This window comes from Xanthomonas prunicola (assembly GCF_002846205.1).
Taxonomy (GTDB): Bacteria; Pseudomonadota; Gammaproteobacteria; order Xanthomonadales; family Xanthomonadaceae; genus Xanthomonas; species Xanthomonas prunicola.
Genome location: NZ_PHKV01000004.1, coordinates 317059 through 340114 on the forward strand (window position 1 = coordinate 317059; position 23056 = coordinate 340114).

General features: G+C 65.7%; 23 protein-coding genes and 1 other RNA gene. 8 read left to right on the forward strand and 16 right to left on the reverse strand.

Annotated features, from left to right (window positions below; genetic code table 11):
• The first annotated feature begins 53 nt into the window (after positions 1-53).
• A complete protein-coding gene (gene cydD, locus XpruCFBP8353_RS14825; protein WP_101363896.1) occupies positions 54-1790 on the forward strand; it encodes a thiol reductant ABC exporter subunit CydD in 1737 nt (578 codons plus the stop codon).
• Positions 1787-3472 carry a thiol reductant ABC exporter subunit CydC gene (gene cydC, locus XpruCFBP8353_RS14830; RefSeq protein ID WP_101363897.1) on the forward strand — a complete coding sequence of 562 codons (1686 nt, stop codon included), beginning with the start codon at positions 1787-1789 and terminating at the stop codon, positions 3470-3472. Before cydD ends, cydC begins: the two co-directional genes overlap by 4 nt.
• Positions 3473-3551: 79 nt before the next feature.
• Here the strand turns inward: cydC and XpruCFBP8353_RS14835 are convergent.
• The 12 genes from XpruCFBP8353_RS14835 to ccmA all read right to left on the reverse strand — a co-directional run bounded on the left by XpruCFBP8353_RS14835 (position 3552) and on the right by ccmA (position 12803).
• Positions 3552-3628: non-coding RNA, sX9 sRNA (locus XpruCFBP8353_RS14835), on the reverse strand.
• A gap of 62 nt (positions 3629-3690) precedes the next feature.
• On the reverse strand, positions 3691-4305 hold the full coding sequence (locus XpruCFBP8353_RS14840; protein WP_101363898.1) for a DUF1294 domain-containing protein: 615 nt from the start codon (positions 4303-4305) through the stop codon (positions 3691-3693).
• Positions 4306-4452: 147 nt separating this feature from the next.
• Positions 4453-5655, reverse strand: a complete 1203-nt coding sequence (gene metX, locus XpruCFBP8353_RS14845; RefSeq protein WP_101363899.1) for a homoserine O-acetyltransferase MetX — start codon at positions 5653-5655, stop codon at positions 4453-4455.
• 191 nt (positions 5656-5846) lie between these two features.
• Positions 5847-6860: a tetratricopeptide repeat protein gene (locus XpruCFBP8353_RS14850; RefSeq protein ID WP_162301062.1), complete on the reverse strand. Its 1014-nt coding sequence runs from the start codon at positions 6858-6860 to the stop codon at positions 5847-5849.
• Complete coding sequence (locus XpruCFBP8353_RS14855) at positions 6860-7294, reverse strand: cytochrome c-type biogenesis protein (protein WP_162301063.1); 435 nt, start codon at positions 7292-7294, stop codon at positions 6860-6862. The genes XpruCFBP8353_RS14850 and XpruCFBP8353_RS14855 overlap by 1 nt, the downstream gene beginning before the upstream one ends.
• On the reverse strand, positions 7291-7893 hold the full coding sequence (locus XpruCFBP8353_RS14860; protein WP_101363901.1) for a DsbE family thiol:disulfide interchange protein: 603 nt from the start codon (positions 7891-7893) through the stop codon (positions 7291-7293). Before XpruCFBP8353_RS14860 ends, XpruCFBP8353_RS14855 begins: the two co-directional genes overlap by 4 nt.
• Positions 7886-9823 carry a heme lyase CcmF/NrfE family subunit gene (locus tag XpruCFBP8353_RS14865; protein WP_101364020.1) on the reverse strand — a complete coding sequence of 646 codons (1938 nt, stop codon included), beginning with the start codon at positions 9821-9823 and terminating at the stop codon, positions 7886-7888. The genes XpruCFBP8353_RS14860 and XpruCFBP8353_RS14865 overlap by 8 nt, the downstream gene beginning before the upstream one ends.
• Before the next feature lie 162 nt (positions 9824-9985).
• The gene (ccmE, locus tag XpruCFBP8353_RS14870) at positions 9986-10456 is read right to left on the reverse strand and encodes a cytochrome c maturation protein CcmE (RefSeq protein WP_101363902.1); all 471 of its coding nucleotides are present in this window, start codon (positions 10454-10456) and stop codon (positions 9986-9988) included.
• Positions 10453-10623, reverse strand: a complete 171-nt coding sequence (locus XpruCFBP8353_RS14875) for a heme exporter protein CcmD (RefSeq protein WP_101363903.1) — start codon at positions 10621-10623, stop codon at positions 10453-10455. The genes ccmE and XpruCFBP8353_RS14875 overlap by 4 nt, the downstream gene beginning before the upstream one ends.
• Positions 10620-11372 (reverse strand): heme ABC transporter permease, encoded by a 753-nt coding sequence (locus XpruCFBP8353_RS14880; protein ID WP_101363904.1) that lies wholly within the window; start codon positions 11370-11372, stop codon positions 10620-10622. The genes XpruCFBP8353_RS14875 and XpruCFBP8353_RS14880 overlap by 4 nt, the downstream gene beginning before the upstream one ends.
• A 94-nt stretch (positions 11373-11466) precedes the next feature.
• Positions 11467-12162 (reverse strand): heme exporter protein CcmB, encoded by a 696-nt coding sequence (gene ccmB / locus XpruCFBP8353_RS14885; RefSeq protein ID WP_101363905.1) that lies wholly within the window; start codon positions 12160-12162, stop codon positions 11467-11469.
• Positions 12159-12803, reverse strand: coding sequence for a heme ABC exporter ATP-binding protein CcmA (ccmA, locus tag XpruCFBP8353_RS14890; protein WP_101363906.1), 645 nt, complete (start codon positions 12801-12803; stop codon positions 12159-12161). Before ccmA ends, ccmB begins: the two co-directional genes overlap by 4 nt.
• 226 nt (positions 12804-13029) lie before the next feature.
• Here ccmA and XpruCFBP8353_RS14895 point away from each other — a divergent pair, with 226 nt between their 5' ends.
• Both XpruCFBP8353_RS14895 and XpruCFBP8353_RS14900 read left to right on the forward strand, forming a co-directional pair.
• Complete coding sequence (locus XpruCFBP8353_RS14895; RefSeq protein ID WP_101363907.1) at positions 13030-14178, forward strand: pyridoxal phosphate-dependent aminotransferase; 1149 nt, start codon at positions 13030-13032, stop codon at positions 14176-14178.
• A 148-nt stretch (positions 14179-14326) separates the two neighbouring features.
• Positions 14327-15127 (forward strand): amidohydrolase, encoded by an 801-nt coding sequence (locus tag XpruCFBP8353_RS14900; protein WP_101363908.1) that lies wholly within the window; start codon positions 14327-14329, stop codon positions 15125-15127.
• Between the two features lie 85 nt (positions 15128-15212).
• Here XpruCFBP8353_RS14900 and XpruCFBP8353_RS14905 read toward each other — a convergent pair whose 3' ends face one another.
• Positions 15213-15983: a glutaminyl-peptide cyclotransferase gene (locus XpruCFBP8353_RS14905; RefSeq protein WP_108723566.1), complete on the reverse strand. Its 771-nt coding sequence runs from the start codon at positions 15981-15983 to the stop codon at positions 15213-15215.
• A gap of 163 nt (positions 15984-16146) precedes the next feature.
• Here XpruCFBP8353_RS14905 and XpruCFBP8353_RS14910 point away from each other — a divergent pair, with 163 nt between their 5' ends.
• Positions 16147-16584: a hypothetical protein gene (locus XpruCFBP8353_RS14910; protein ID WP_016904973.1), complete on the forward strand. Its 438-nt coding sequence runs from the start codon at positions 16147-16149 to the stop codon at positions 16582-16584.
• 201 nt (positions 16585-16785) lie between these two features.
• On the opposite strand, the gene XpruCFBP8353_RS14915 is transcribed toward XpruCFBP8353_RS14910, so the two are convergent.
• Genes XpruCFBP8353_RS14915 through XpruCFBP8353_RS14925 form a run of 3 tightly spaced genes read right to left on the reverse strand, consistent with a single transcriptional unit; the run spans position 16786 to position 20636 of the window.
• Positions 16786-18435, reverse strand: coding sequence for a pseudouridine synthase (locus XpruCFBP8353_RS14915; protein ID WP_101363910.1), 1650 nt, complete (start codon positions 18433-18435; stop codon positions 16786-16788).
• Positions 18428-19594 (reverse strand): SMC-Scp complex subunit ScpB, encoded by a 1167-nt coding sequence (gene scpB / locus XpruCFBP8353_RS14920; RefSeq protein WP_162301064.1) that lies wholly within the window; start codon positions 19592-19594, stop codon positions 18428-18430. Before scpB ends, XpruCFBP8353_RS14915 begins: the two co-directional genes overlap by 8 nt.
• A gap of 13 nt (positions 19595-19607) precedes the next feature.
• Entirely contained in the window at positions 19608-20636 is a 1029-nt protein-coding gene (locus XpruCFBP8353_RS14925) for a segregation and condensation protein A (RefSeq protein WP_207759646.1), read from the reverse strand.
• 228 nt (positions 20637-20864) lie between these two features.
• On the opposite strand from XpruCFBP8353_RS14925, the gene XpruCFBP8353_RS14930 reads away from it, so the two are divergent.
• The 3 genes from XpruCFBP8353_RS14930 (at position 20865) to XpruCFBP8353_RS14940 (ending at position 22956) form a co-directional block, all read left to right on the forward strand.
• Positions 20865-21164: a YciI family protein gene (locus XpruCFBP8353_RS14930; RefSeq protein WP_101363913.1), complete on the forward strand. Its 300-nt coding sequence runs from the start codon at positions 20865-20867 to the stop codon at positions 21162-21164.
• Entirely contained in the window at positions 21161-21430 is a 270-nt protein-coding gene (locus tag XpruCFBP8353_RS14935) for a BolA family protein (RefSeq protein ID WP_101363914.1), read from the forward strand. Before XpruCFBP8353_RS14930 ends, XpruCFBP8353_RS14935 begins: the two co-directional genes overlap by 4 nt.
• Before the next feature lie 503 nt (positions 21431-21933).
• A complete protein-coding gene (locus XpruCFBP8353_RS14940; RefSeq protein ID WP_101363915.1) occupies positions 21934-22956 on the forward strand; it encodes a LacI family DNA-binding transcriptional regulator in 1023 nt (340 codons plus the stop codon).
• The last annotated feature ends 100 nt before the right edge of the window (positions 22957-23056 follow it).

The window sequence follows — 23056 nt, forward strand, 5'->3', positions numbered from 1 at the left end:
TGCGTCACACTGTCCATCCCCGACCGCGAGGTGGCGACTTACAATCGTCTGCAATGCGCAGCCTCCAGAAGAGCGATGTGAGTCAGCCCAGCGTGCAAGCCAGCGAAACGCCCGCCCAGCGCCGTCAACGCGGCCAATGGCTGGATGCGCTTGCCGCACCGGCCACGCGTGCGCGGCGGCTTGCTGGCGTGGCGGTTGCGTTGTCGGGCGTGTTGTTGCTGGTGCAATCGGCTGCGATCGCCTGGCTGGTGCAGGCGGTGCTGGTGCAGCACCTGGCAGTGGCGCAATGGCGCCACGTGGGCGCGGGGTTGCTGGTTGCGCTGATCGGGCGGGCGCTGCTCAACGCCTGGGCGCAATCGCTAACCGGTGAAGTGGCCGATGTGGCCAAACGCGAACTGCGCGCGCGCGTTGCGCGACGCCTGGTGCAGCACGGACCGCTATGGTTGCGCCGACAACGCAGCGGCGAACTGGGCGAATTGAGCCTGGCGCATACCGACGCGCTGGAGGGGTATTTCGTCGGTTACCAACTCGCACGTACCGAAATGCTGCTGGTGCCGCCGCTGATCCTGATCGCGGTGTTTTCGGTCGACTGGGTGGTTGGGCTGGTATTGTTGCTCACTGCGCCGTTGATTCCATTTTTCATGATGCTGGTGGGGTGGGGCGCCGAGGCCGCAGGTCGCGAACAACTCGGCGAGCTGGCGCGCATGGGAGGGTATTTTGCTGATCGCCTCAAAGGCCTGGGATTGCTGCGCGTCTATGGCCGCGGCGAGGCCGAGTTGCAGGGCATTGCCAACGCTGCAGAGGGCGTGCGCGAGCGCTCGCTGCAAGTTCTGCGTATCGCGTTCCTGTCATCGACAGTGCTGGAGTTTTTTGCCTCGGTGAGCGTGGCGATCGTGGCGCTGTACTTCGGCCTGAGTTATCTCGGCATGCTCGAACTGCATGGCTTGCCATCGCTGGGTGCGGGCATGTTTTGCCTGCTGTTGGCACCGGAATTCTTCGCGCCGCTGCGGCGACTGGCCGCGTATTACCACGACCGCGCAAATGCCTTGGCGGCAGTGGCCGAAGCCGAGCGGTTGCTGCAAGGTTTCCAGTCGCCTGCCGCTGCGCACACGGCTGCGCCACCCGTGCGTGCGTTGGAGCCGGCGCAAGCGCATGCGCCCTTGTTGCAGGCGCGTGGACTGGCGCTGCGTCCTCCTGGAGCGCCGCATGTGGTGGTCGAACATTTTGCGTTGACGCTGGAGCCCGGTCAGCGTGTCGCCGTGATCGGCGCCAGCGGCAGCGGCAAGAGCACGTTGCTGGAAGGATTGGCCGGCTGGCTCGCACCCGAGGCTGGCAGTGTGGTGGTGCGTCCCGGTGCGCGCTTCGGCTATGCAACGCAGCGCCCCTATCTGTTTCACGGCAGCATTGCCGATAACTTGCGTCTGGCCGACCCGCAGGCCAGCGACGCGCGCCTGCACGCGGTGGCCGAGGCGGCTCAGGTGCTGCGCTTTGCCGGGCACCTGCCAGCTGGCCTGGACACGATGATCGGCGAGCGTGGCTTTGGTCTGTCCGGTGGCGAAGCACGTCGTGTCGCATTGGCGCGGTTGTTGTTGCGCGAGCCGGATGTGTTGTTGTTGGACGAGCCAACGGCCTTTCTCGACCCGGAGACCGAAGCCGAATTGCTGCGCACGCTGGGCGTGTTCGCACGCGGCCGCGCGGTCCTTCTGGCGACGCACAGTGCTGCGGTGATGCGTTGGGCCGACACGGTAATCGACCTGCGCGGCGCGACAGTGACGGCGCAATTGCCATGAGCCGCGCCCACTCCGATCGTCTGCGGGACGTGTTTCTCCGGCATGCCTGGCGTCTGCTGCTGTCCGCGCTACTGGTGCTGGTCACCATGCTTGCGGGCGTGGGCTTGCTTGGGGTGTCCGGCAGTTTCTTGACCGCAGCCGCGCTGGCAGGCGTCGCCGGCATGGGCACCGGGTTCAATTTTTTTTCGCCCTCTGCCGGTATTCGCGCCTTGACCTTCGCGCGCATCGCATCGCGCTACGGCGAGAAATTGATCGGGCACGATGCCACCTTGCGCATCGCCCGTGATCTGCGGGTGTGGTTCTTCCGCCGCGCCTTGCCGCTGGCGCCAGGGCGATTGTCTGCCACCCGCACCGGCGATCTGCTGGCGCGGCTGATGTCCGACATCGGCGAGGTCGATGGCCTTAGCGTCCGCGCACTGGCGCCGCTGGTCGCCTTGCTCGGCATTTGGCTAGCCGGTGTTGTCGCCGCTGCACTGATCTATCTGCCCGCTGCGGGGTTGCTGCTGGTGCTGGGCATTCTGATCGGCGGGCTGGTGCCGTGGCAGGTGGCACGCGGCGGCGCGCAACGCGAGCAATTGCGTGTGCAGCAACGTACTGCCTTGCGCACGCAGGCGTTCGAAGGCTTGGAAGGCGCGGCCGATCTTGCTGCAGTCGATGCGCAAGGCGCCTGGCTGCAACAGATCGACGCCGCGGCAGCAGCTGTGGTCGACGGTGATCGCATTCAGCGCAGACGGCTGATCAGCGGCAACCTGCTGCATGCGCTCTGCGGCACCGTGGGTCTGGCCGGCATGCTGTGGCTGGCACTCGGTGCTGCCGAGCGCGGCCTGATCGCTGCCGAGCTAGCTGCAGGTCTGGTGTTCTTGACCATGGCCCTGCTGGAAGTCTGGGCCGGTGCCGGGCTGGCGTTGCAGGCGCTGCAAAGCGCGCGTGTTGCCGCCAAGCGCTTGCAGGCCATCGTCGATCAGGCGCCATCGGTGAGCGATCCTGTGCACGCAATCGATGTGCCATGGGCTGGCACGTTGCAATTGCAGCAGGTGTCGTTTGCGTGGCCCGGTAGCGTGCGTCCGGTGCTGCAGTCGCTTGATCTCACAGTGGCGCCGGGCGAGCGCATCGCCATCAGCGGCGACAGTGGCAGCGGTAAAAGTACGTTGTCGGCGCTGCTGCTCCGGCTATGGGATCCGCAGGCCGGGCAGCTGAGCTACGCCGGCATCGACCTGCGCCACGTCGCGCAGGCGCAATGGCATCAGCGTATTGCCTGGCTGCCGCAGAACGCGCCGGTGTTTGCCGGCAGCGTGCGCGAGAACCTCATCATCGGCGACGCCGCTGCCGACGATGCCGCCCTGTGGCAGGTAATCGAACAGGTACGCCTGAGCGCATGGGCCAGCGCGCACAAGGGCCTTGACACCTGGGTCGGCGAAAACGGCGCCACGCTGTCTGCTGGCCAGGCGCGTCGCCTCGCACTCGCACGCGCACTGCTGCGCAATGCGCCGATCCTGCTGCTCGACGAGCCCACCGATGGCCTGGACGTGGAGACTGCACACGCGCTGCTGCTCGACCTTGCCGCGGTTCTCGGCGAACGCAGCCTGGTGATGATCACCCACGACGCGCTACCGCCCGGCGTGGTGCAACGGCATTACCGGATGCGTGAGGGAACGTTGGAGTTGTTGAATCGACATGCGTAACGAACCGCTGCGTTCGTCGGAAGCGGAGCCGGGACGTTCGCGTTGATTGCCTGGTGGGTGTTCTCGGCGCTCTTAGAGCGGCTACCAAAATGTAGCGAGCAGTCGTCAGGTGGGCGTGGACGGTGCGCTCACAACCGCAGTGTCCGAGTGGTACATGCCGATTCCGGGCATCGCCCGCGCCCGCCTGGCGGTGAGCGCGGTGGTTGTGTTAGCGGCTCTTAATCGAACAACGCCGGAAGCGATGCCATCATATCGGTCTCGGTCACCGCCAATACCAATGCGCTGACATTCAATGCGACTGTGATCCAGAATTTCATCTGAAACGCCGCTTTGCTGCATTTATGGCGGAAGATTTCCTGCGCCAGCAATGCACCCGGCCAGCCACCGATCAGAGCCAATACGTGCAAGCTGGATTCGGGTGTACGCCGTTGATTGCGCTGCGCGGCAGATTTGTCAATCGCATAGATCAGCAGCGTGACCAGGCTGGCTGCTGCGTACCAGAGCGGCACGACCACCGGCACCACGTGCATCAGCGTGGCGGCCGCCAATGCCAGCATCGACAACGTGGCCAGTGTCTTGCGTGGCAACCCACTGCGACGCTGCTCGGTCCTGGCGGCGGTGGTACGGTCTGCCCAACGCACTTGCGTGGCATTCAAGCGTTTTTGCGCATCGCGCTCGATCGCGTAGGTGATGATCTCGCCATCGCGTGGGCGGCGCGACTGTTGTGCAAACGCGCTGATATGCACGAACGCACGGTCGCCGCCACCGTTGGGCGTGACGAAGCCAAAACCCTTGTGATCGTTCCAGTCGCTGAGACGTCCTTGATAGCGCATTCGCAGTCTTCTGTTAGGTGGTGCGGGTTACCGATGCGTTCTTGAAGCGTGCAAATCGATTGCATCAGCGCGCAACACAGCGATCATTACCCGCTTGTTCCAGCGGAATTGGCCGATGGCAGTCGCGCAGAGTCACACCCGGCGAGCTCAACAGTCCTGCAGGAAATCGCGCACCGCGGGGCCGAACCGCGCAAAGTCGACCAGGAACGCATCGTGTCCTTGCGGCGAATCCAATCCGATGAACTGTGCGTCGGCGCCGCTGGCGCGCAGCCCGTCGGCGATCTGTTCTTGTTGCTGCACCGGGAACAGGATGTCGGTGTTGGCACCGATCGCCAGCGCACGCGCGATGCGGATTCGCGCCAGGCCGGCAAGCACGGCGTCGGCAGTCGAAACGCCGGTCTGTGGCTTGGCGGAAGCGGGCAGGGCGCCTGCACCGGGGCTGTCGGCACCGGTGTCCGTGGCCGGTTTGTCATCGACGTATTCGGCCAGATCGAACCAGTCCATTGAGCGGCTCAGATACAGATAGCAGTTGGGATCGAAGAAGCGCACAAAGCGGCGCGCGTGGCCTTCCAGATAGCTTTCCACCTGAAATTCCAGCCCGAACGGATCGTCTGCCGCTTGCTCGGAATCCAGCCGCACGCGGCCGAAACGGCCGTCCCATTCCAGCGCAGACCGATAAGTGATCACGCCAAGTTTGCGTGCCATGCGCATGCCCGATTCCGGGTAGCGCGTGTCGTCGTAGTGGCCGCCGTTCCAGTGCGGATCCAGCCGGATCGCCTCGCGCTGTAGCGAGCGGATGGCGATCGAAAACGGCAATGCCTGCGCGCTGCCGGAGATATTGATATGGCTGCGCGCGATGCCGGGATGACGCAGCAAGAGCGCCAGCGCGGTCATGCCCCCCATCGAGTTGCCGATCAGGCCGGCCAGTTGCTCGATGCCCAGCGCACGCACCACCTCGGCTGCGGCATCGGCAACGTCTTCGATCGACAGGTCCGGAAATGTGAGGCGATACAGCGCGCCGGTGGCCGGGTTCACCGAGGCCGGCCCGGTCGAGCCCTTGCAACTGCCCAGTGAATTGACGCAGACCACAAACCAGCGCGTGGTATCGATCGGCTTGCCCGGCCCGAGCATCGCTTCCCACCAACCCGGCTCGGGATTGGCCTGGTGTGCTGCCGCGTGCGCGTTTGGCGACAGGCCGGTGACGATCAGGATCGCGTTGCTGCGGTCTGCGGCGAGCGTGCCCCAGGTTTCGTATGCCACGCGTGCCTGATGCAGCACACCACCGCGTTTCATCGGAAACGGCGAAGGCAGTGCGTGGTACAGCGTGCCGGCAGGGATGAATTCGGTCATGTCGCAATTCTATCTGCCATGGCCTGCGCCGGGGGGGCGGGGGGAAGGGAGAGCCTGTTCGCGCCCTTGGGCCTGTGATGCCACCCGCCACATTTTCCGCGCCGTGCAGACCCGATTGGGGATGCTTGCTGCGTATGTTCGCCGCTCGTCGTCCACCGGCCACACGCGTCGCAACCAAACCTGGCGAGCAATCAGCGCCCGATCACCAGTTCCACCGGCGCGGCGGCAGGCAGCTCGACCATCACCGGCGCGCTCTCAATGTCATCGGCCTGGCGCATGGCATTGCCGCTACGCGACAGCCGTGCCAACACCTGCACGGTGTCCAGCGACGACAGCGTGCGCGTCGGCATCGGACTGTCGCCATCGTCCAGCGTGATGGTCAATGGCAGCTCGCTCAACGCGTGTTTTTCCACCGCGACCGGCATCGGCGTGTCGGTGGCGCGCGCAATCACGAAGACGCTGGTATCGCCAGGCAATCCGGCGCGCTTGGCGAATTCGGCATCCAGCGTCACGCGCACCTGGATCTGTTTGCCATTCACTGCCTCGGCGGCAGGCGCAGCCGGTGCCTGGAGCGGCGCAAGCTTGGCTTCCTGTCGCGCGAGGTTGATCTGCTCGAGCAGGCCGGGGCGGGTCTTGGCATCGACCACGCGCAGCAGCGGCTCCCAGGTAGCGCTGGCCTTGGCCGGCTCGCCGGCTTGGCGCTGCAACACCCCCAGGAACCAGCGTGCGCGTTGATGGTCCGGTTGTACCGCCAGCGCGTGTTCGAGCAGACGCATGGCTTGCGGATCGGGGCGGCCGCTGTCGTCGGCGAGCATGCGCGATTGCGCTGCGGCGACCAGCACGTCCGGCTCGTCCGGGCGTAGCGCCACTGCGCGTGCGAAGGCATCGCGCGCCTCGGCAAATTTCTGCTGGCTGGACAGTGAGCGCCCCAGCAACACCCAGCCTTCGGCCTGTTCGGGATTGCTCGCCAGCGCCGCGCGCAATTGCACGATGGCTTCATCCAGCGAGCGTGGCGCGGACGGACGATTGGCCGGCTGCTCGATCGCGCCTGGCGTCCCGACCAACCAATACAGTGCCGCACTCGCGGCCAGCAGCAATGCCGTCGCGCTTGCGGCAAGGCCGCGTGCTTCGCGCCACAGCGGGCGCAATACCAGGCCGAAGGCCAGCAGCGCAATCACGAGTGCCGCGATGACAAAGCCGGCCATCACCACTCCTGCTCATCGGCGGGCAAGGCAGGCGCAGCCACGCTGCGCTTGCGCACCACCAGCACCACCGCGCCCACACCCAGTAGCAACACCAGTAGCGGGCCAAACCACAGCAGCCAGGTGCGCGATTCCACGCGTGGGCGGTACAGCACGAACTCGCCGTAACGTGCGACCAGAAACTGGCGGATCTGCGCATCGCTGCGGCCTTCGTGCATCAGCGCCAGCACTTCGCGGCGCAGATCCTGCGCAATCTGCGCGTTGGAATCGGCCAGCGACTGGTTCTGGCACTGCACGCAGCGCAACTCGGCGGTAAGCGCGTGGAAACGCGCTTCTTCTTCGGCCGATGCATAGTGCAGCGGCGCCGGGTCGCCGACCGGCTGGGCGAAGGCCAGCCAGGGCAACAACAGCAGCAGGAGCAGCCAGGCGCGCGTCATTGTTTGGCGTGCAGGTCCGGTGCGGCGGTGGGCGAGCGTTCGATCTTGCTGAGCGCCGGAATCAATTGGGTGTCGATGATGGATTGGGTGAGCATGCCGCTGTATTTCCAGCGCACCACCCCACGCCCGTCGACCAGAAAGGTTTCCGGCGCAGCGGCGATGCCGAAATCGATCGCGGTGCGGCCATCCTGATCGGCGACCACCAGCAGATACGGGTTGCCGAGTTGTTCGAGCCAGCGCAGCGCATCGGCGCGCTCGTCCTTCCAGTTGTAGCCGATCACGCGCACGCGCTTGGTCAGCGCGAAGCGGCTCAGTACCGGGTGTTCTTCGCGGCAGGCCGGGCACCAGCTGCCCCACACGTTGATGATGTACGGCGCGCCGCGTAGCTCGCGCGCATGCACCACGATGTTGGGATCGTGCAGCAGCGGCAGCGCGAACTCCGGCGCCGGTTTGCCGATCAGTGCAGAGGGCAGGGCATCGCGATCGTCCTGACCGGAGCGCACCACCGCATAGACCAGCAGCGCTGCCAGGGCGAGCAGCAGCACGATGGCGCCCAAGAGGACTGCAGTGGGCAGGCGGGGTGAACGTGACTCAACCATCTTGGATCTCCGGAGAACGACGAAAACGCCGGTCGGCCGCGGTGACCAGACCGCCGAGCGCCATCAGCAGCGCTCCCAGCCAGATCCAGCGGACGAACGGTTTGAGGTGCACGCGCACCGCCCAGGCCTGATTGCCCAGCGGTTCGCCAAGGGCGACATACAGGTCGCCAAACGGACCGGGGCGGATCGCCGCTTCGGTCAAGGTCTGCCCGCCGCTGGCATAGCGGCGCTTTTCTGCATGCAGCAGGCCCACAGGTGCATCGTCCTTGAATACCTGCAGGTTGGCACGGTCGGAAACGTAATTAGGCCCGCGCAGCTCTTCCAGCCCGTCGAAGTGCAGCGCGTAGCGGCCGATCTGCACCTGTTGCCCGGGCGCCAACGCCACTTCGCGCTGCAGGCTCAATCCTTCCACCAGCAAGGCGCCGGACAGGAACACCGCCACGCCCAGATGCGCCAGCACCATGCCCAGCATTTCGGGAGTGAATTTGCGCCCCTTGGCCGCGCGCCGCGTCCACAGGAACCGCACGGTGCCCAGCAGCACCCAGGCTGCGCCGGCAACACCGAAGGCGGCTTTCAACTGCCCCTGCGGCGCGGTGAACCACGCCAGCACGCCTGCCGCCAGCGCCAGAGCCGCCCACGGCGCGAGCATCGCCAACGGCCGCGACGCCTGCTCGCGCTGCCAGCGGGTGAGCGGGCCGAATGGCAGCAGCGCCACCAGCGGCGCCATCAACACCACGAACAAGGTACCAAAGTAGGGCGGGCCGACCGACAGCTTGCCCAGCCCCAACGCATCGGCCAGCAGCGGATACAACGTGCCTAGCAACACCATGGCGCAGGCGCAGGTCAGTAGCAGGTTGTTCAACAGCAACAGCGTTTCGCGCGAGCTGCCGGCAAATGCGCGACGTGGATCATCCGCCAGCGACAGCCGCGGCGCGCGCAGCGCATACAGCACCAGCGAACCACCGACCACCAGTAGCAGGAACACCAGAATGAACAGTCCGCGCGATGGGTCGGCGGCAAACGAATGCACGCTGGTCAGCACGCCCGAGCGCACCAGGAAGGTACCCAGCAGCGACAACGCAAAGGCGGCGATCGCCAGCAGCAAGGTCCAACTGGCGAAGCTGCCGCGCTTTTCGGTCACCGCCTGCGAATGCAGCAATGCGGTGCCCACCAGCCACGGCATGAAACTGGCGTTTTCCACCGGGTCCCAGAACCACCAGCCGCCCCAGCCCAGCTCGTAATATGCCCACCAGCTGCCGAGCGCGATACCGACGGTGAGCATCGACCAGGCAACGTTGGTCCAAGGCCGCGTCCAGCGTAGCCAGCGCGCATCCATGCGGCCTTCCAGCAGCGCGGCGATGGCGAATGCGAACGGCACCGCAAAGCCGACGTAGCCGCAATACAGCATCGGCGGATGGACGATCAGCCCAGGGTCCTGCAGCAGCGGATTGAGGTCGCCACCTTCCAGCGGCACCGGAAACAGCCGCGCGAATGGGTTGGAGGTGAACAGCAAAAACGCCAGAAACCCACTACTTACCAGCGCCATGACGCCGAGGACGCGCGCGATCACATGCGCAGGCAGCTGCCGCGACCAGATCGCCACCGCGCCGGTCCACAACGCCAGCACCAGCGTCCATAGCAACAGCGAGCCTTCGTGCGCGCCCCACACCGCCGAATAGCGATACATCATCGGCAGCAGGCTGTTGGAATTTTCGGCGACGTAGCGCACCGAAAAATCCTGCACCAGAAAGGCGTGCGTCAACACTGCGAAGGCTGATGCGATTAACGCCAGTTGCACCAAGGCCGCCGGTCGCGCCACGGCCATCCAGCTGCTGCGCGCACGCTGCGCGCCGGCCAGCGGCACCACGGCCTGCACCAGCGCAACCAGCAGGGCCAGTACCAGCAGGAACGTCCCGAGTTCAGGAAGCATCGGGTCGGCGCGTTGGTGAGCATGCAGGGGTGCCACCATCGCAGGCGCACCGCAGCGGCTTCATCCCTGCAGCGTTTGCACGGACTTGCCCAGCGTTGTCAGCCGCGCACCCACCGCGCAAGCCACCCTCCTGCAGGAATGCCGATGCCCTGACCCATGCCATCAATGCAGCTCTCCAGCCTGATCCGCAGCTGCGGGCACATCGTGCTTGCGATGCGCGCTGCCCATCTTGTCGGCGACTTCCTTCGGCATATAGGTTTCGTCGTGCTTGGCCAGCACGTCTTCGGCGACGAAGACACCGTGCTGCATGCGGCCGGTGGCCACCACGGCCTGCCCTTCGCGAAACAGGTCCGGCAGGATGCGGTCGTAGCTGACGGGCAACTGGGCGTCGCCGTCGGTGACGCGGAAGTGCGCTTCCAATGCGCCTGACGCGCGTTTGAAGGAGCCTTTTTCCACCATGCCGCCAAGCCGGAAACGGGAATGCTCGCCGGCATCGCCGCGCAGCACTTCAGAGGGTGTGTAGAGATAGGCCACATTGCGCTGCAAGGCCATCACCACCAGCGTGGTTGCCAGCCCGCCGGCCAGCACCAACGCCAGCACCAGCCACAAGCGGCGGCGACGTTGCGGGTTCACCGGATCAGCTCCGCATCGCTGGGCATCGCGCGCTTGCGCTCGCGCAGGCGGCGCGCCTGGGCGGTCTTCAATGCGCGACGTACCTGCAAACGGCCGGCGATCAGGTCCCACAGCAGCACCAGCACGAACACCGCATAGGCGGCGATGACGTAGGCCAGGTAGTTCATACCGCACTCTCCGGCGCGTCGCGCACGATCCAGGCCTTGCCGGCTTCGCGACGCAGGTTATCGGCGCGCGCGCGCGTCAGCAGCGAGCCGGCAAACCAGAACTTGGTGCCGATCACCATCAACCACAGCGGCAGCAGCATGCTCGCATCAATCGTCGATGGGCCGAGCAAGCGAATGCTCTGGCCCTGATGCAGCGAATTCCACCACACCACCGAATAGCGGATCACCGGCAGCAGCGCCACCCCGACGATGGCCAGCAACGACGCCGCGCGTGCGGCCTGACGGCGGTCGTCGATGGCGTGATACAGACCGATCACGCCCAGATACAGAAACAGCAGAATCAATTCGGTGGTCAGCCGCGGATCCCAATCCCACCAGGCGCCCCACATCGGCTTGCCCCAGATGCTGCCAGTCAGCAGGGTGATCACGGTAAACGCCGCACCGATCGGTGCGCAGGCCATTGCCAGGATCTCGCAGACCTTGATGCGCCAGATCAGCGCGATGGCCGCGTACAGCGCCATCAGCCCGAACACGAACAGGCTCATCCACGCGCTCGGCACATGAATGTAGAGAATGCGGAAGCTGTCGCCCTGCTGGTAATCGGCCGGTACCGCAAACAAGGCTTGCCAGATGCCGACGCCCAGCAATAACGCGGCCAGCGCGTAGCACCACGGCGCCCAGCGCGCAGTAAGACGGTCGAAGATCGGGGGCGATGCGAGTTGGTGGAACCAGCGGACGACGACGTTCATGCGATGGCAGTAGCCTTTGGAATGGCATTGGCTCTCGAAACAGCAACAACGCGTTGTGCGGGGCGTGCTATCGACAATGCATCGACTGCAATGCTCAACTCAACGAAATGCGGATCGCGGCCGCTGCAGCCAGCGGTGCCAGGACCACGCCGATCACCAGTCCGGCGCCCAACAACAACAACGCACCCACCGCATCCTGCCCTTGTCCGCTAGCCGCCACGCTGCCAGCACCGAACACCAGCACCGGCACGTACAACGGCAACGCCAGCAACGCCACGAGAATACCAGAGCGCTTCATCGTCACCGTCAGTGCCGCAACCACGGCGCCGAGCAGGCTCAGAAGCGGTGTTCCCAGCGCCAACGATGCCAGCAGTACCGGCAGTTGGTCATGCGGCAGGTGCAGCAATTCGCCCAGTAGCGGCGTGACTGCAATCAGCGGCAACGCACTGGTTGCCCAATGCAGCAGCACGCGTACTGCGATCAACCAGGCCAACGGCACCGGCGCCAGCAGCCATTGCTCCATCGAGCCGTCTTCGACATCGCTGCGGAACAAGGCGTCCAGCGACAGCAGGCCAGCCAGCAACACCGATAGCCAGAGCACCGCGGGTGCGGCCTGCGCCAGCAGATCCGGGCGTCCGCCCAGGCCCAGCGCGAACAACACGACGATCAGCAACGCGAACAGCGCCGGCTGTAAGGCATCGCTGCGGCGGCGCCACAGCAGTTGCAGGTCGCGACCCAGCAACGCGCGGGCCGCTTGCCATAGCGACGGCTGCGGCGAATGGACGCTCATGCCGCAGCCTCCAGCGTGAGCATGCGGGTGCGCACCGGTGGCGCTGCATACGCGCCATGGGTAGTGACTAGCGCCGCACCGCCGCCGCGCAGATGCGCGGAGATCATCCGGTTAACCAGGGTGATACCGTCCAGGTCCAGATTGGCGTAGGGCTCATCCAGCAACCAGAGTGGCGCCGGCGATAGCCACAGCCGCGCCAGCGCCAGGCGCTTGCGTTGGCCGGCCGACAACTGCCGCACCAGCGCATCTTCGTAACCGGCCAGGCCGACAATCGCCAGTGCGCTGCCGGGCATCTGCTTGGAGCGGCGGCCATGCAGCCCGCATAGAAAATGCAGGTTCTCCAGCGTACTGAGGTCGGCTTTCAGGCCAGGCAGGTGGCCCAGGTAGGCCATGAAGCGGCTGCGGTCGCCACGCTTGGCGGTTTTGCCATCGATCTGGATCTGCCCGCGCTCCACATGCAAGAAGCCGGCCAGCACGCGCAGCAGCGTGGTCTTGCCGGCGCCATTGTCACCTTGCACCAGCAACGCTTCGCCGGCGTCGACGTGGAAATCCAGCGGGCCGAACACCGGCTCCTCGTTGCGGCTGAAGGCCAGGGCGTGCGCCGCCAGCAGCGGCGGTGCGGTGTGCAGCGGTTCGATCATCGGTGCAGCAGGCTCCCGTCAAAGGACGGCATGGGGAAGGGCCGGCGCAGGCACGCGCCGACCGGGCGCGCATTGTAGCGACGATGGTGGCACGCCGGGGACGTCTGCGGCAGCGTGGCAGGCGCTGCGATGGGTCGGGGAACGCTGTTTTGCAGCGTCCGGGCGCAACCACCTGGCGGCTTTGCGTACACTCGCGGTCCCCCCGTTTCTTGTCCGGACAGGCACCATGCCCCTCACGACCAAGCTGCCCAAGGTGGGCACCACCATCTTCACCGTCATGTCGCAGCTGGCGGCCGAGCACGGCGCGGTCAATCTGGGCCAGGGCTTTCCCGATTTTGCTGTGCCGCAGCGGCTGGTCGACGAACTGACCAACGCCATGGCGGCCGGCCACAACCAGTACCCGCCGATGACCGGCGTAGCGACGTTGCGTCAGGCCATCGCCGGCAAGGCGCAGCGGTGCTATGGCGCACAGGTCGACGCCGACACCGAGATCACTGTTACCAGCGGTGCCACCGAGGCGATCTTCAATGCCATCCACGCGGTGGTGCGCGCAGGCGAGGAGGTCATCGTGCTGGACCCGGCCTACGACTGCTACGAGCCGGCGATCGATCTGGCCGGTGCGCGTGCGGTGCACGTGGCGCTGGATCCGCAGACCTTTGCAGTCGACTGGGATGCGCTGCGCGCTGCGATCACGCCGAAGACGCGCCTGTTGATGATCAACTCGCCGCACAACCCGTCCGGCGCGATGCTGTCGGCCAATGACATGCAGACGCTGACCGAGCTGCTGCGCGGCACCGAGATCTTTCTGCTGTCGGATGAGGTCTACGAGCACATCGTGTTCGACGGCCGCCGGCACGAATCGGTGCTGCGCTGGCCGGAATTGCGCGAACGCGCGTTCGTGATTTCCAGCTTCGGCAAGACCTACCACTGCACCGGCTGGAAGATCGGCTACGCCATCGCGCCGCCGGCGCTCACGGCCGAATTCCGCAAGGTGCACCAGTACAACACCTTCACCAGCTTCGGCCCGGCCCAGCACGCCTTCGCCGCGATGATCCGCGACGAACCCGAACACGACCAGCAACTTGGCGCGTTCTACCAGGCCAAGCGCGACCGTTTCCGCGAACAGTTGCTGACCACCCGGTTGAAGCCATTGCCCGTGCCCGGCGGTTACTTCCAACTGGTGGATTACTCGGCCATCAGCGACCTGCCCGACACCGAGTTCGTGAAATGGCTGACGGTGGAGAAGGGCGTGGCCGCGATCCCGTTGTCGCCGTTCTACGAGAACGCGCCTGCTGGTCAGCGCCTGGCGCGGCTGTGCTTCGCCAAGAACGATGCGACGCTGGATGCGGCGATCGCGCGCTTGCAGCAGCTCTGACGCGCTGGGAATCGGGAATGGGGATTCGGGAATCGTAAGAGCGGTTGGTCGCTTTTCGATCTGAATCTGCACTTGGCCCGATGACATGACGCGCTCACCAAACCGCTTTCCGACACCCTATTCCCGATTCTCAATTCCCGAGCCTTCAATGCACGACCTGCGCATCTCCCTGATTCAAGGCGACACCCGTTGGCATGATCCGGCCGGTAACCGCGCTTACTACGGTGGGCTGCTGGAGCCGTTGGCCGGGCAGACCGATCTGGTGATCCTGCCGGAGACCTTTACCAGCGGGTTTTCCAACGACGCCATCGACAAGGCCGAGGACATGGACGGGCCGACCGTGGCCTGGGTGCGTGCGCAGGCGGCGCGGCTGGGTGCTGCCGTCACCGGTAGCGTGCAGGTGCGCACGCCCGAAGGCGTGTTCAATCGGTTGCTCTGGGCCACGCCCGACGGGGCACTGCAGTATTACGACAAGCGCCACCTGTTCCGCTTCGGCAACGAGCATCTGCGCTACGCGGCCGGGCGCGAGCGACTGACCGTGGAATGGAAGGGCTGGCGGATCAATCCGCAGGTCTGCTACGACCTGCGCTTTCCGGTGTTCTGCCGCAATCGCTTCGATGTGGAACGCCCCGGGCAGCTGGATTTCGATCTGCAACTATTCGTGGCCAACTGGCCGTCCGCCCGCGCCTATGCGTGGAAGACCCTGCTGCGCGCACGTGCGATCGAAAACCTGTGCTTCGTCGCGGCGGTCAACCGCATTGGCGTGGACGGCAATCAACTGCATTACGCCGGCGACAGCGCGGTGATCGATTTCCTTGGCCAGCCGCAGCTGGAAATCCGCGAGCGCGAGCAGGTGGTCACCACCACCATCAGCGCAACCGCACTGGCCGAACACCGTGCCCGCTTCCCGGCAATGCTGGATGCCGATCAGTTCCAGATGAGGGAGTAGTGTTTGGGGATTGGTGCAAGCCACTGCCAAGCGGACGCCGGCCCGCCGCCGTTGCCAATCCCAAATCGCGACTCCCCAATCCCGGCTACTGAGCCAGCTTGATCTCGTAAATCATCGGCCACCGCTTGCCTGTGACGAACAAGCGGTCGTGCTTGGCGTCGTAGGCGATGCCGTTGAGGACATCGTTGGTGGGGTCGGTCAATGTGTCGGGGTCTGGCACCAGTGCCTTGAGGTCGATCCAGGCAATGACCTTGCCATTGGCCGGGTCGATCCGTGCGATGCGTGTGGTCAGCCAGACGTTGGCCAGCAGCTCGCCCTTGACCCATTCCAGCTCGTTGAGGTTGTCCAGCGGCTTGCCGCGGGCGGTGACCTTGATGGTGCCGATCTGTTTCAAGCTCTGCGGATCCAGCCGGCGGATGCTGGCGGTGCCGTCGCTCATATAGAACTGGTGGTCGTCGCTGGTCAGCGCCCAGCCCTCGCCGGAATAGGTGAACTGCGTGCGCGGTGCCAGTGTGGCCAGGTCGTAGACGAAGCCGCGTTGATTGCGCCAGGTCAGCTGGATCAGGCGGTCCTTCCAGGCCACGATGCCTTCGCCATAGAACGGCGGCGGCGTGTTGGCCTGCTGCAGGACCTTGCCGGTGTCCAGGTCGACCTTGCGCACACTGGACTGGCCAAGCTCGCCGGTGCTCTCGTACAGATGCCCGTCGAGATAGAACAGGCCTTCGGTAAACGCGGTGGTGTCGTGCGGATAGGTCCTGACGACGGTGTAGCCCTGGGTGGGAATCGTCTCGCCGCAATGGGCGAGGGAGGGCAGCAGCAGGGCGCTGAAGAGCAGGCTGTAAACGGTGCGTGGCATGCTGCGATCATCCCACGTCGCGGCTGCAGGTGGCAGCGCTGGCGCCATGTCGAAGCCAGGTAAGACTTCGCTGAACAGACGCATGCGCCGCGCTGGGACCTTGTCGCGGCTGCCACATCGGCGCTGCTAGTCTCGCGCCACGTCCACCACTGGCACCGCACACATGATCAAGTCACTTTCGCTGTTCGCGCTGCTTGGCGCCGCCACGCTGGCCCCGCAGGCACAGGCCGCCGGCAACATCGATTGCCAGCTGTCGTTCAACTTGTCCGGCTGGTCGGTGTTCTACAAGACCGCCAGCGGCACCGGCACCATCAAGTGCGACAACGGTGCGGTCATCCCGGTCAAGATCTCCAGCAAGGGCGGCGGCCTGACGGTCGGTAAGTCCAAGATCGTCGGCGGTCGCGGGACCTTCTCCGGCGCCTACAGCCTCAACGATCTGTTCGGCACCTACGCCGCGGCCGAAGCGCATGCCGGCGTGGTCAAATCCAGCACCGCCCAGGTCGTCACCAAGGGCGATATCTCCCTGGCCCTTGCGGGCACGGGCGAAGGCGTGGATCTGGGCGTTGCGGTCGGCAATTTCGTGATCGAACGTCGCAAGTAAGCGTGTGATCCGGCAGCGGCGCTCCGTGATCGAGCGCTGCACGATGGCAAGCGGCGGTTGGCTGCAGACGTGTCCGAGGTCGGTGCGCATCGGCCTGTCGTAAGCCGCCATTGCCGATGCTTCCGCCGCCTCCTAGATCTGCAATCGGCACCACAAAAAACGGCCCTTCGCAGGGCCGTTTTTTTATGCACGAGTCGCAACTCAGCGACCGCGATTACCGCCACCGGGGGGGCGACGATTGCCGCCGCCCGGGCCACGCGGTGCGCCACCTGGGCCACCAGGACCGCGTGCACCGCCACCGGGACCGCCAGGGCCACGATTGGCAGATGCCGGGCCGCGATTCCCGCCCGGACCCGGACGGCCACCGCTTGGACGGCCAGCAGGACGTGCCGCACCGTACGGGCTGAAACCCGGGTTGGCGTGATCGGAGGGGAAACTCGGTGCGTTGCCCGGGTGACCGTAAGGGTGCTTGCGCTGCCCCTGGCCTTGACCCTGCGACTGACCTTGCCCGCCACCACCAGCACCGCCACGCCCCGGACCACCCGAGCGTGCGCCGCCCGGACCGCCAGCACCCGGACGCGCACCGCCCGGACCTTTCTTCGCATACGGGCGTGCCTGGCCGGTACCTGGGCCGCTCGGGCCGGCATTGCGGTGACCGCTCGGGCCGGTGCTCACGCCATCGGGCACATACCAGCTGCGGAACGCGGCTGGGTTGCCGTCTGGCAACGCGCCGCGGTCGCCCTTGGCCGGGCCGCGCTGCTTGAACGGGCGCTGCTGCGACTGCCGAGCCGCTGCTTCGCCGCTGACCGTCAGGCCACCCTTGAAGCCGCCGGGCTTGCCGCGACCGCCGCGGCCGCGATCTTCGCGCAGGTTGTCGAAACGACGCAGTTCGCGGCCTTCATCGGCGCCGGAGGTCTGGCCGTTGACGTAGGCATTGCTGCGGCCATCGCGCGAGACGTGCACGGTGGACTTGGCAGCGCGACGCTGGCCGATCACCGGCTGCAGCGTCAGTGCCGACGGCGCACCTTCTTCCAGCTTGAGTTCGGCGCGCAGGGCGTCGACCTTCTCCTGCGCCACTTCCACAGACTGCCCACGCAGCAGCTCGCGCGGCAGCGAAATCTTGCCGTAGCGGCTGCGCTTGAGGCGGCTGACCTGGCAACCCTGCGATTCCCACAGGCGGCGCACTTCGCGGTTGCGGCCTTCCTTGACCACCACGCGGAACCAGTCGTGCGAGTCGGTGCCGCCGATGCGTTCGATCTCGTCGAACTTGGCGCCGCCGTCTTCCAGCAGCACACCGCGCGACAGGCGCTCGATGACGGCGTCGGAGACCTTTTCTTCGCCTTCCGGGGCGCGCACGCGCACCACGTATTCGCGTTCGACCTCGTAGGAGGGGTGCATCATCGCGTTGGCCAGCTCACCGTCGGTGGTCAGCAGCAACAAACCGGTGGTGTTGATGTCCAGGCGGCCGATCGCGATCCAACGCGAGCCCTTCAATGCCGGCAGCGACTCGAACACGGTCGGGCGGCCTTCGGGATCTTCGCGCGTGGTCACTTCGCCTTCGGGCTTGTTGTAGATCAGCACGCGCGACGGTTCGGTCAGCGCGCTGGCCACGAAGCTACGGCCGTCCAGCTCGATCTTGTCGCCGCTGCGCACCGACATGCCGGTCTGCGCGACGGCGCCATTGACCTTGATCAGGCCATCGGCAATGCGCTGCTCCAGCGCGCGGCGCGAGCCCAGGCCGGCCTGGGCCAGCACCTTGTGCAGGCGCTCTTCCAGCTTCGGCGCTTCGGGCGCGCTGTCGCGCTTGAGGGAAAGCTTGTTCAACGACAGCTTGCGGGGGGTGTCACTCATGTGTCTGGCTCCGGCCGACGCGTTTTGGGTCGGCCTCTGGGTCGGAATCGGCTTCGTCAACAGCCACGGTCGTCGTCGCGACGGCGTTGTCTTCGTCTTCGTTCACTGCATCCGCGCGCGTTCCCGGCGCGGTGTCGGGGTCGCCCTCACGGGCGTCATCTGGGTGTCGCGTGTGCTGGTCGTGCGCCGAGCCATGCTCGGGGTGCTGCGGTGTCTGCGCACTCACTGAGTCGGTCGCCTCAGTGTCGATTGCATCATCGAGATCGGGGTCTTGCTGGTCCAACAGGGCATCGCTGGCGGTTTCCTGCGCGCGCCGGTCGGCAGCGTTATCGATGTCTGTTTCAGAATCGCGCTCGGCGTTAGCCTGCTGATCGCTCGCCGCTTCGGTGTTGCTGGCCGGAGTCGCCGAGGCATCGGCCTCGTCCGCTTCCGAACCATCTTGCGAGTCACTGGTGTCGCTGTCGCTCTCGTCGCCAGCGTTGGCTTGTGCATCCGCAGTACCTGCATCTGCATCGTCAGCCGCTGCATTCGAAGCGCCGCCTTCCGCGTCAGCCGCATCCATCGCTGCCGAGGCCGGCACCGCGCCATCCAGCTGCCCGTCGCGGTCCAGCGGCAGCTGCGGTTCCAGCTCGGCGATGTCCTTCAACTCAGACAATGGCGGCAGCTCATCCAATCGCTTGAGCCCGAAGTAATCCAGAAAACCCTTGGTGGTCCCGAACAGGGCCGGCTTGCCGGGTACGTCGCGGTGGCCCACCACGCGGATCCATTCACGTTCTTCCAGTGCCTGGATGATGTTGCTGCTGACCGCCACGCCGCGCACCTGTTCGATCTCGCCGCGGGTGATCGGCTGGCGGTAAGCGATCAGCGCCAGGGTTTCCAGCGTGGCGCGGGTGTACTTGGTGCGGCGCTCGGTCCACAGCCGGGCGACCCAGCCATGCACATCGGCCTTGACCTGGAAGCGGAAGCCCGAGGCCACCTCGACCAATTCCACGCCACGCTCGGCGCAGCCCTCGCGCAGCAGTTCCAATGCGCGCTCCACGCTGCCGGGCGGCGCCGGTTCTTCTTCCGGAAACAGACCCTGCAGCTGCACCAGCGTCAACGGCTGGCTGCTCGCCAACAGGGCAGCTTCGATAATGCGGGTGATCAGCGCTTGATCCATTCGGTGATCGGCTTCAGAGGGGTTCGTTGGCGGCATCGCTGTCGTCGAATTCGCTGGAGAATTGCAACGGCGCATTGGTATTGCCCAACGCCAGCGACTTCACGTAGATCGGCGCCAGCGGCGCTTCCTGCACGATGTCCAGCAACTGCTCCTTGGCCAATTCGAGCAGCGCCAGGAAGGTGACCAGCACGCCGAGCTTGCCTTCTTCGGCAGTGAACAGCGACTCGAAACGGTAGAACTTGCCATCGTCCAGACGGCTCAGCACATCGCCCATGCGCTGGCGCACACTCAGCGCCTCGCGCTTGATCGCATGGCCGGTGAACAGCTCGGCGCGCTTGAGCACGTCGTACAGCGCCATCAGCATTTCTTTCAGTTCCACCGGTGGCGGCAGCTTGACCGCTGCGCGCTCCGGCAGGTGCGCCTGCACCGGCGCGCTATCGCGGCCCATGCGGGGCAGGGTGTCCAGGTCTTCGGCGGCCTGCTTGAAGCGTTCGTATTCCTGCAACCGGCGGACCAGTTCGGCGCGCGGATCTTCTTCTTCGCCATCCTGGCTCGGCGGGCGCGGCAACAGCATGCGCGATTTGATCTCGGCCAGGATGGCAGCCATCACCAGATATTCGGCGGCCAGTTCGAAGCGCAGCTCCTGCATCACATTGATGTAGTCCACGTACTGCCGGGTGATCTCGGCGACGGGGATATCCAGAATGTCCAGGTTCTGACGGCGGATCAGGTACAGCAGCAAGTCGAGCGGACCTTCGAAGGCATCCAGGATGACTTCCAGCGCATCCGGCGGGATATACAGATCCTGTGGGATCTGCAGCACCGGTTGCCCATGCACCACCGCCAGCGGCATTTCCTGCTGCTGTGGCGGCGCGCTCGTGGCTGGCGGAGTCGCGACGTGCGCGAGTTCGGAATTCATCAGGTAGACATCGGGTCTTGCGGTCGCCGGCCGCGGTCTGAGCCGCGCCTGCAGGGCTTTGCCTTGAGTTATTGCGATCAATGTCGTGCCTGTGCCGGCACGATCCCACAAATCCACATACAACGTACGCCGCGTGGCATGCGGCGACGGAACAGCGAGGAGGTCGTCTACGCGGGCCGGTGGTGGGCAGCGAATCGGTCGTCGAGAAGAGCGTTGAGCCTGGGCCGACGGGCCGCTGCGTCCGGTTGCGTGTGCAGTGGTGCCAAGGGTAATGCGTGCGCGGGGGCGGTGTCCAGCGCCGACGCGGCTAGAATCGGCAGGTTGACCTTCAAGTCTGAGGCGAGGTGGCGTGTGTGGTACGTAATCGAAGGGTATGACCGGGCCGACGCATTGGCCGCACGGCAGCAGGCGCGGCCAGCGCATCTGGCGCGTTTGCAGGCGCTTGCGGCCGCGGGTCGGCTGCTGGTGGCGGGCCCTTGCCCGGCCATCGATGCCGAAGATCCGGGTCCGGCCGGTTTCAGCGGCAGCCTTGTGGTTGCCGAATTCGACGCGCTGGAAGATGCGCGCGCCTGGGCCGATGCTGATCCATATGTGGAAGCGGGTGTGTATACGCGCACCGAGGTCCGACCATTCCGCCGGGTACTGCCATGAACCGGGTCGAGCAGATCCGTGCGGCATTGCAGGCCGCGCTGGCACCGACCGAGTTGGACGTCGTGGACGACAGCGCTCGGCATGCCGGCCACGCCGGCGCGCGTGACGGGCGTGGACATTTCAATGTGCGCGTGGTCAGCGCCGCCTTCACCGGCAAGCCGCCATTGGCTCGGCACCGCGCGGTCTATGCCGCGGTGGGCGAGATGATGCAGACCGATATCCACGCCTTGTCGATCGAGGCCTTCGCGCCTGGCGAGGCAGGGTAGCTGACGCGGGGAATGGGCGCCTGCGCGCCGACGATCGCCTGTGATCGCCAAAATCGTCTTGTCGCGCATCGGGCTGGCGCTCTTTGCGGGTCAAACAGCGAGCCTGCGAGCGCGATGAGCGTGCTTGCGCGCTCCTATCGCCTCCCAACCTCGGTTGCTGCGACGAAACACATACCGATACCGGCGCCGAAAACATCTGCCAAGTCGGGCCTCTCGCATCTGCGGAAGGCGACTGTGTAGTTGGAAGACTCGCTATCGCTGTTGATCCATCCGGCAGCGCTCAAGCTGTGCGTGCGCCAAAGCGTGATCAGGATCTTGCTTCGTTTGTGGATCCATGGTCGCGGCTTTGTTGCGTCGCAGCACATTCTTTCACGCTCCCATCACCCGTAGCCACTTGATCTGTAAGCGTTTTCACGCATGTGAAGCTAGGGGTTTACGCCCCTGTATGAAAACGCTTACAGTCCGCGCCAGTTTCGGGAAGTCGGTCGCGGAGGGCGACACGCATGGCCAAGGGTGCGGTCACCATCAAAGATGTCGCTCGGGAAGCACAGGTCTCCGTCGCAACGGTGTCGCGCGCGCTCAACGGGCACGACAACGTCGCCGCGCCGGTGCGCCAGCAGGTGCTGGAAGTGGCCGAGCGGCTACGGTACAGCCCGCATGCGGCCGCGCGCAGCCTGAGCAGCCGGCGTTCCCAGACCCTTGGCGTCGTGCTGCCTGATCTGTACGGCGAGTTTTTTTCCGAATTGATTCGCGGCATCGATGGTGCGGCGCGTGGGGCCGGCCAGCACTTGCTGGTGTCCAGCTATCACGGCGACCCGGAAGCCCAGGGCAGGGCGCTGCGCTCGATGCGCGGGCGCGTCGATGGCTTGCTGGTGCTGTCGCCGTATGCGGAGCAGCCGGGATTTCTCACCGACAATCTGCCGCAGTCGCTGCCGACGGTTCTGATCAATGCACACCTGCCCGGTGCCGACTACCCGGTCCTAAGCATCGACGACCACGCCGGTGCCATGGCCATGACCGAGCATCTGCTGCGTGCCGGACATCGCCGCATCGCCTTTATCGGTGGCCCGGCGTTGAACTTCGATGCGCGCGAACGCCTGCGCGGCTTCCGCGATGCGCTCGCTGCGTTTGGCGTGCAGGCGCAGGGCGTGGAGTACCCGGGCGACTTCGACGAAGCATCCGGCCACCGCGCCGGTCTGGCGATGCTGGCTGACGGCGCACTGCCGGACGCGGTCTTCGCCGCCAACGACATGACCGCGCTGGGGTGCCTGTACGCGTTCGCCCAGGCCGCTGTATCGGTGCCCGGCGACGTGGCGCTGGCCGGGTTTGACGACATTCCACTGGCCCGGTTCGTCCACCCGGCGCTGACCACCATGCGGGTCAGCATCGCGCGGCTGGGCGAGCAGGCGATGGGCCGGCTGATGCGACTGGTCGAAACGCCTGACCACGACGATGGCATCCGTCAATTGCTCACGCCCGAGCTGGTGATCCGCGCTTCCTGCGGTGCTGGCGAACACGGTCACTAACCTTTTCCGGCCCTGTGATTTCAGGCTGCCGACCCTTTCGCGGACGTTCTGTCCGCTCCCGCTGTCCCCGCAGCGGCTGTTCCTGCATCACTGCACTACC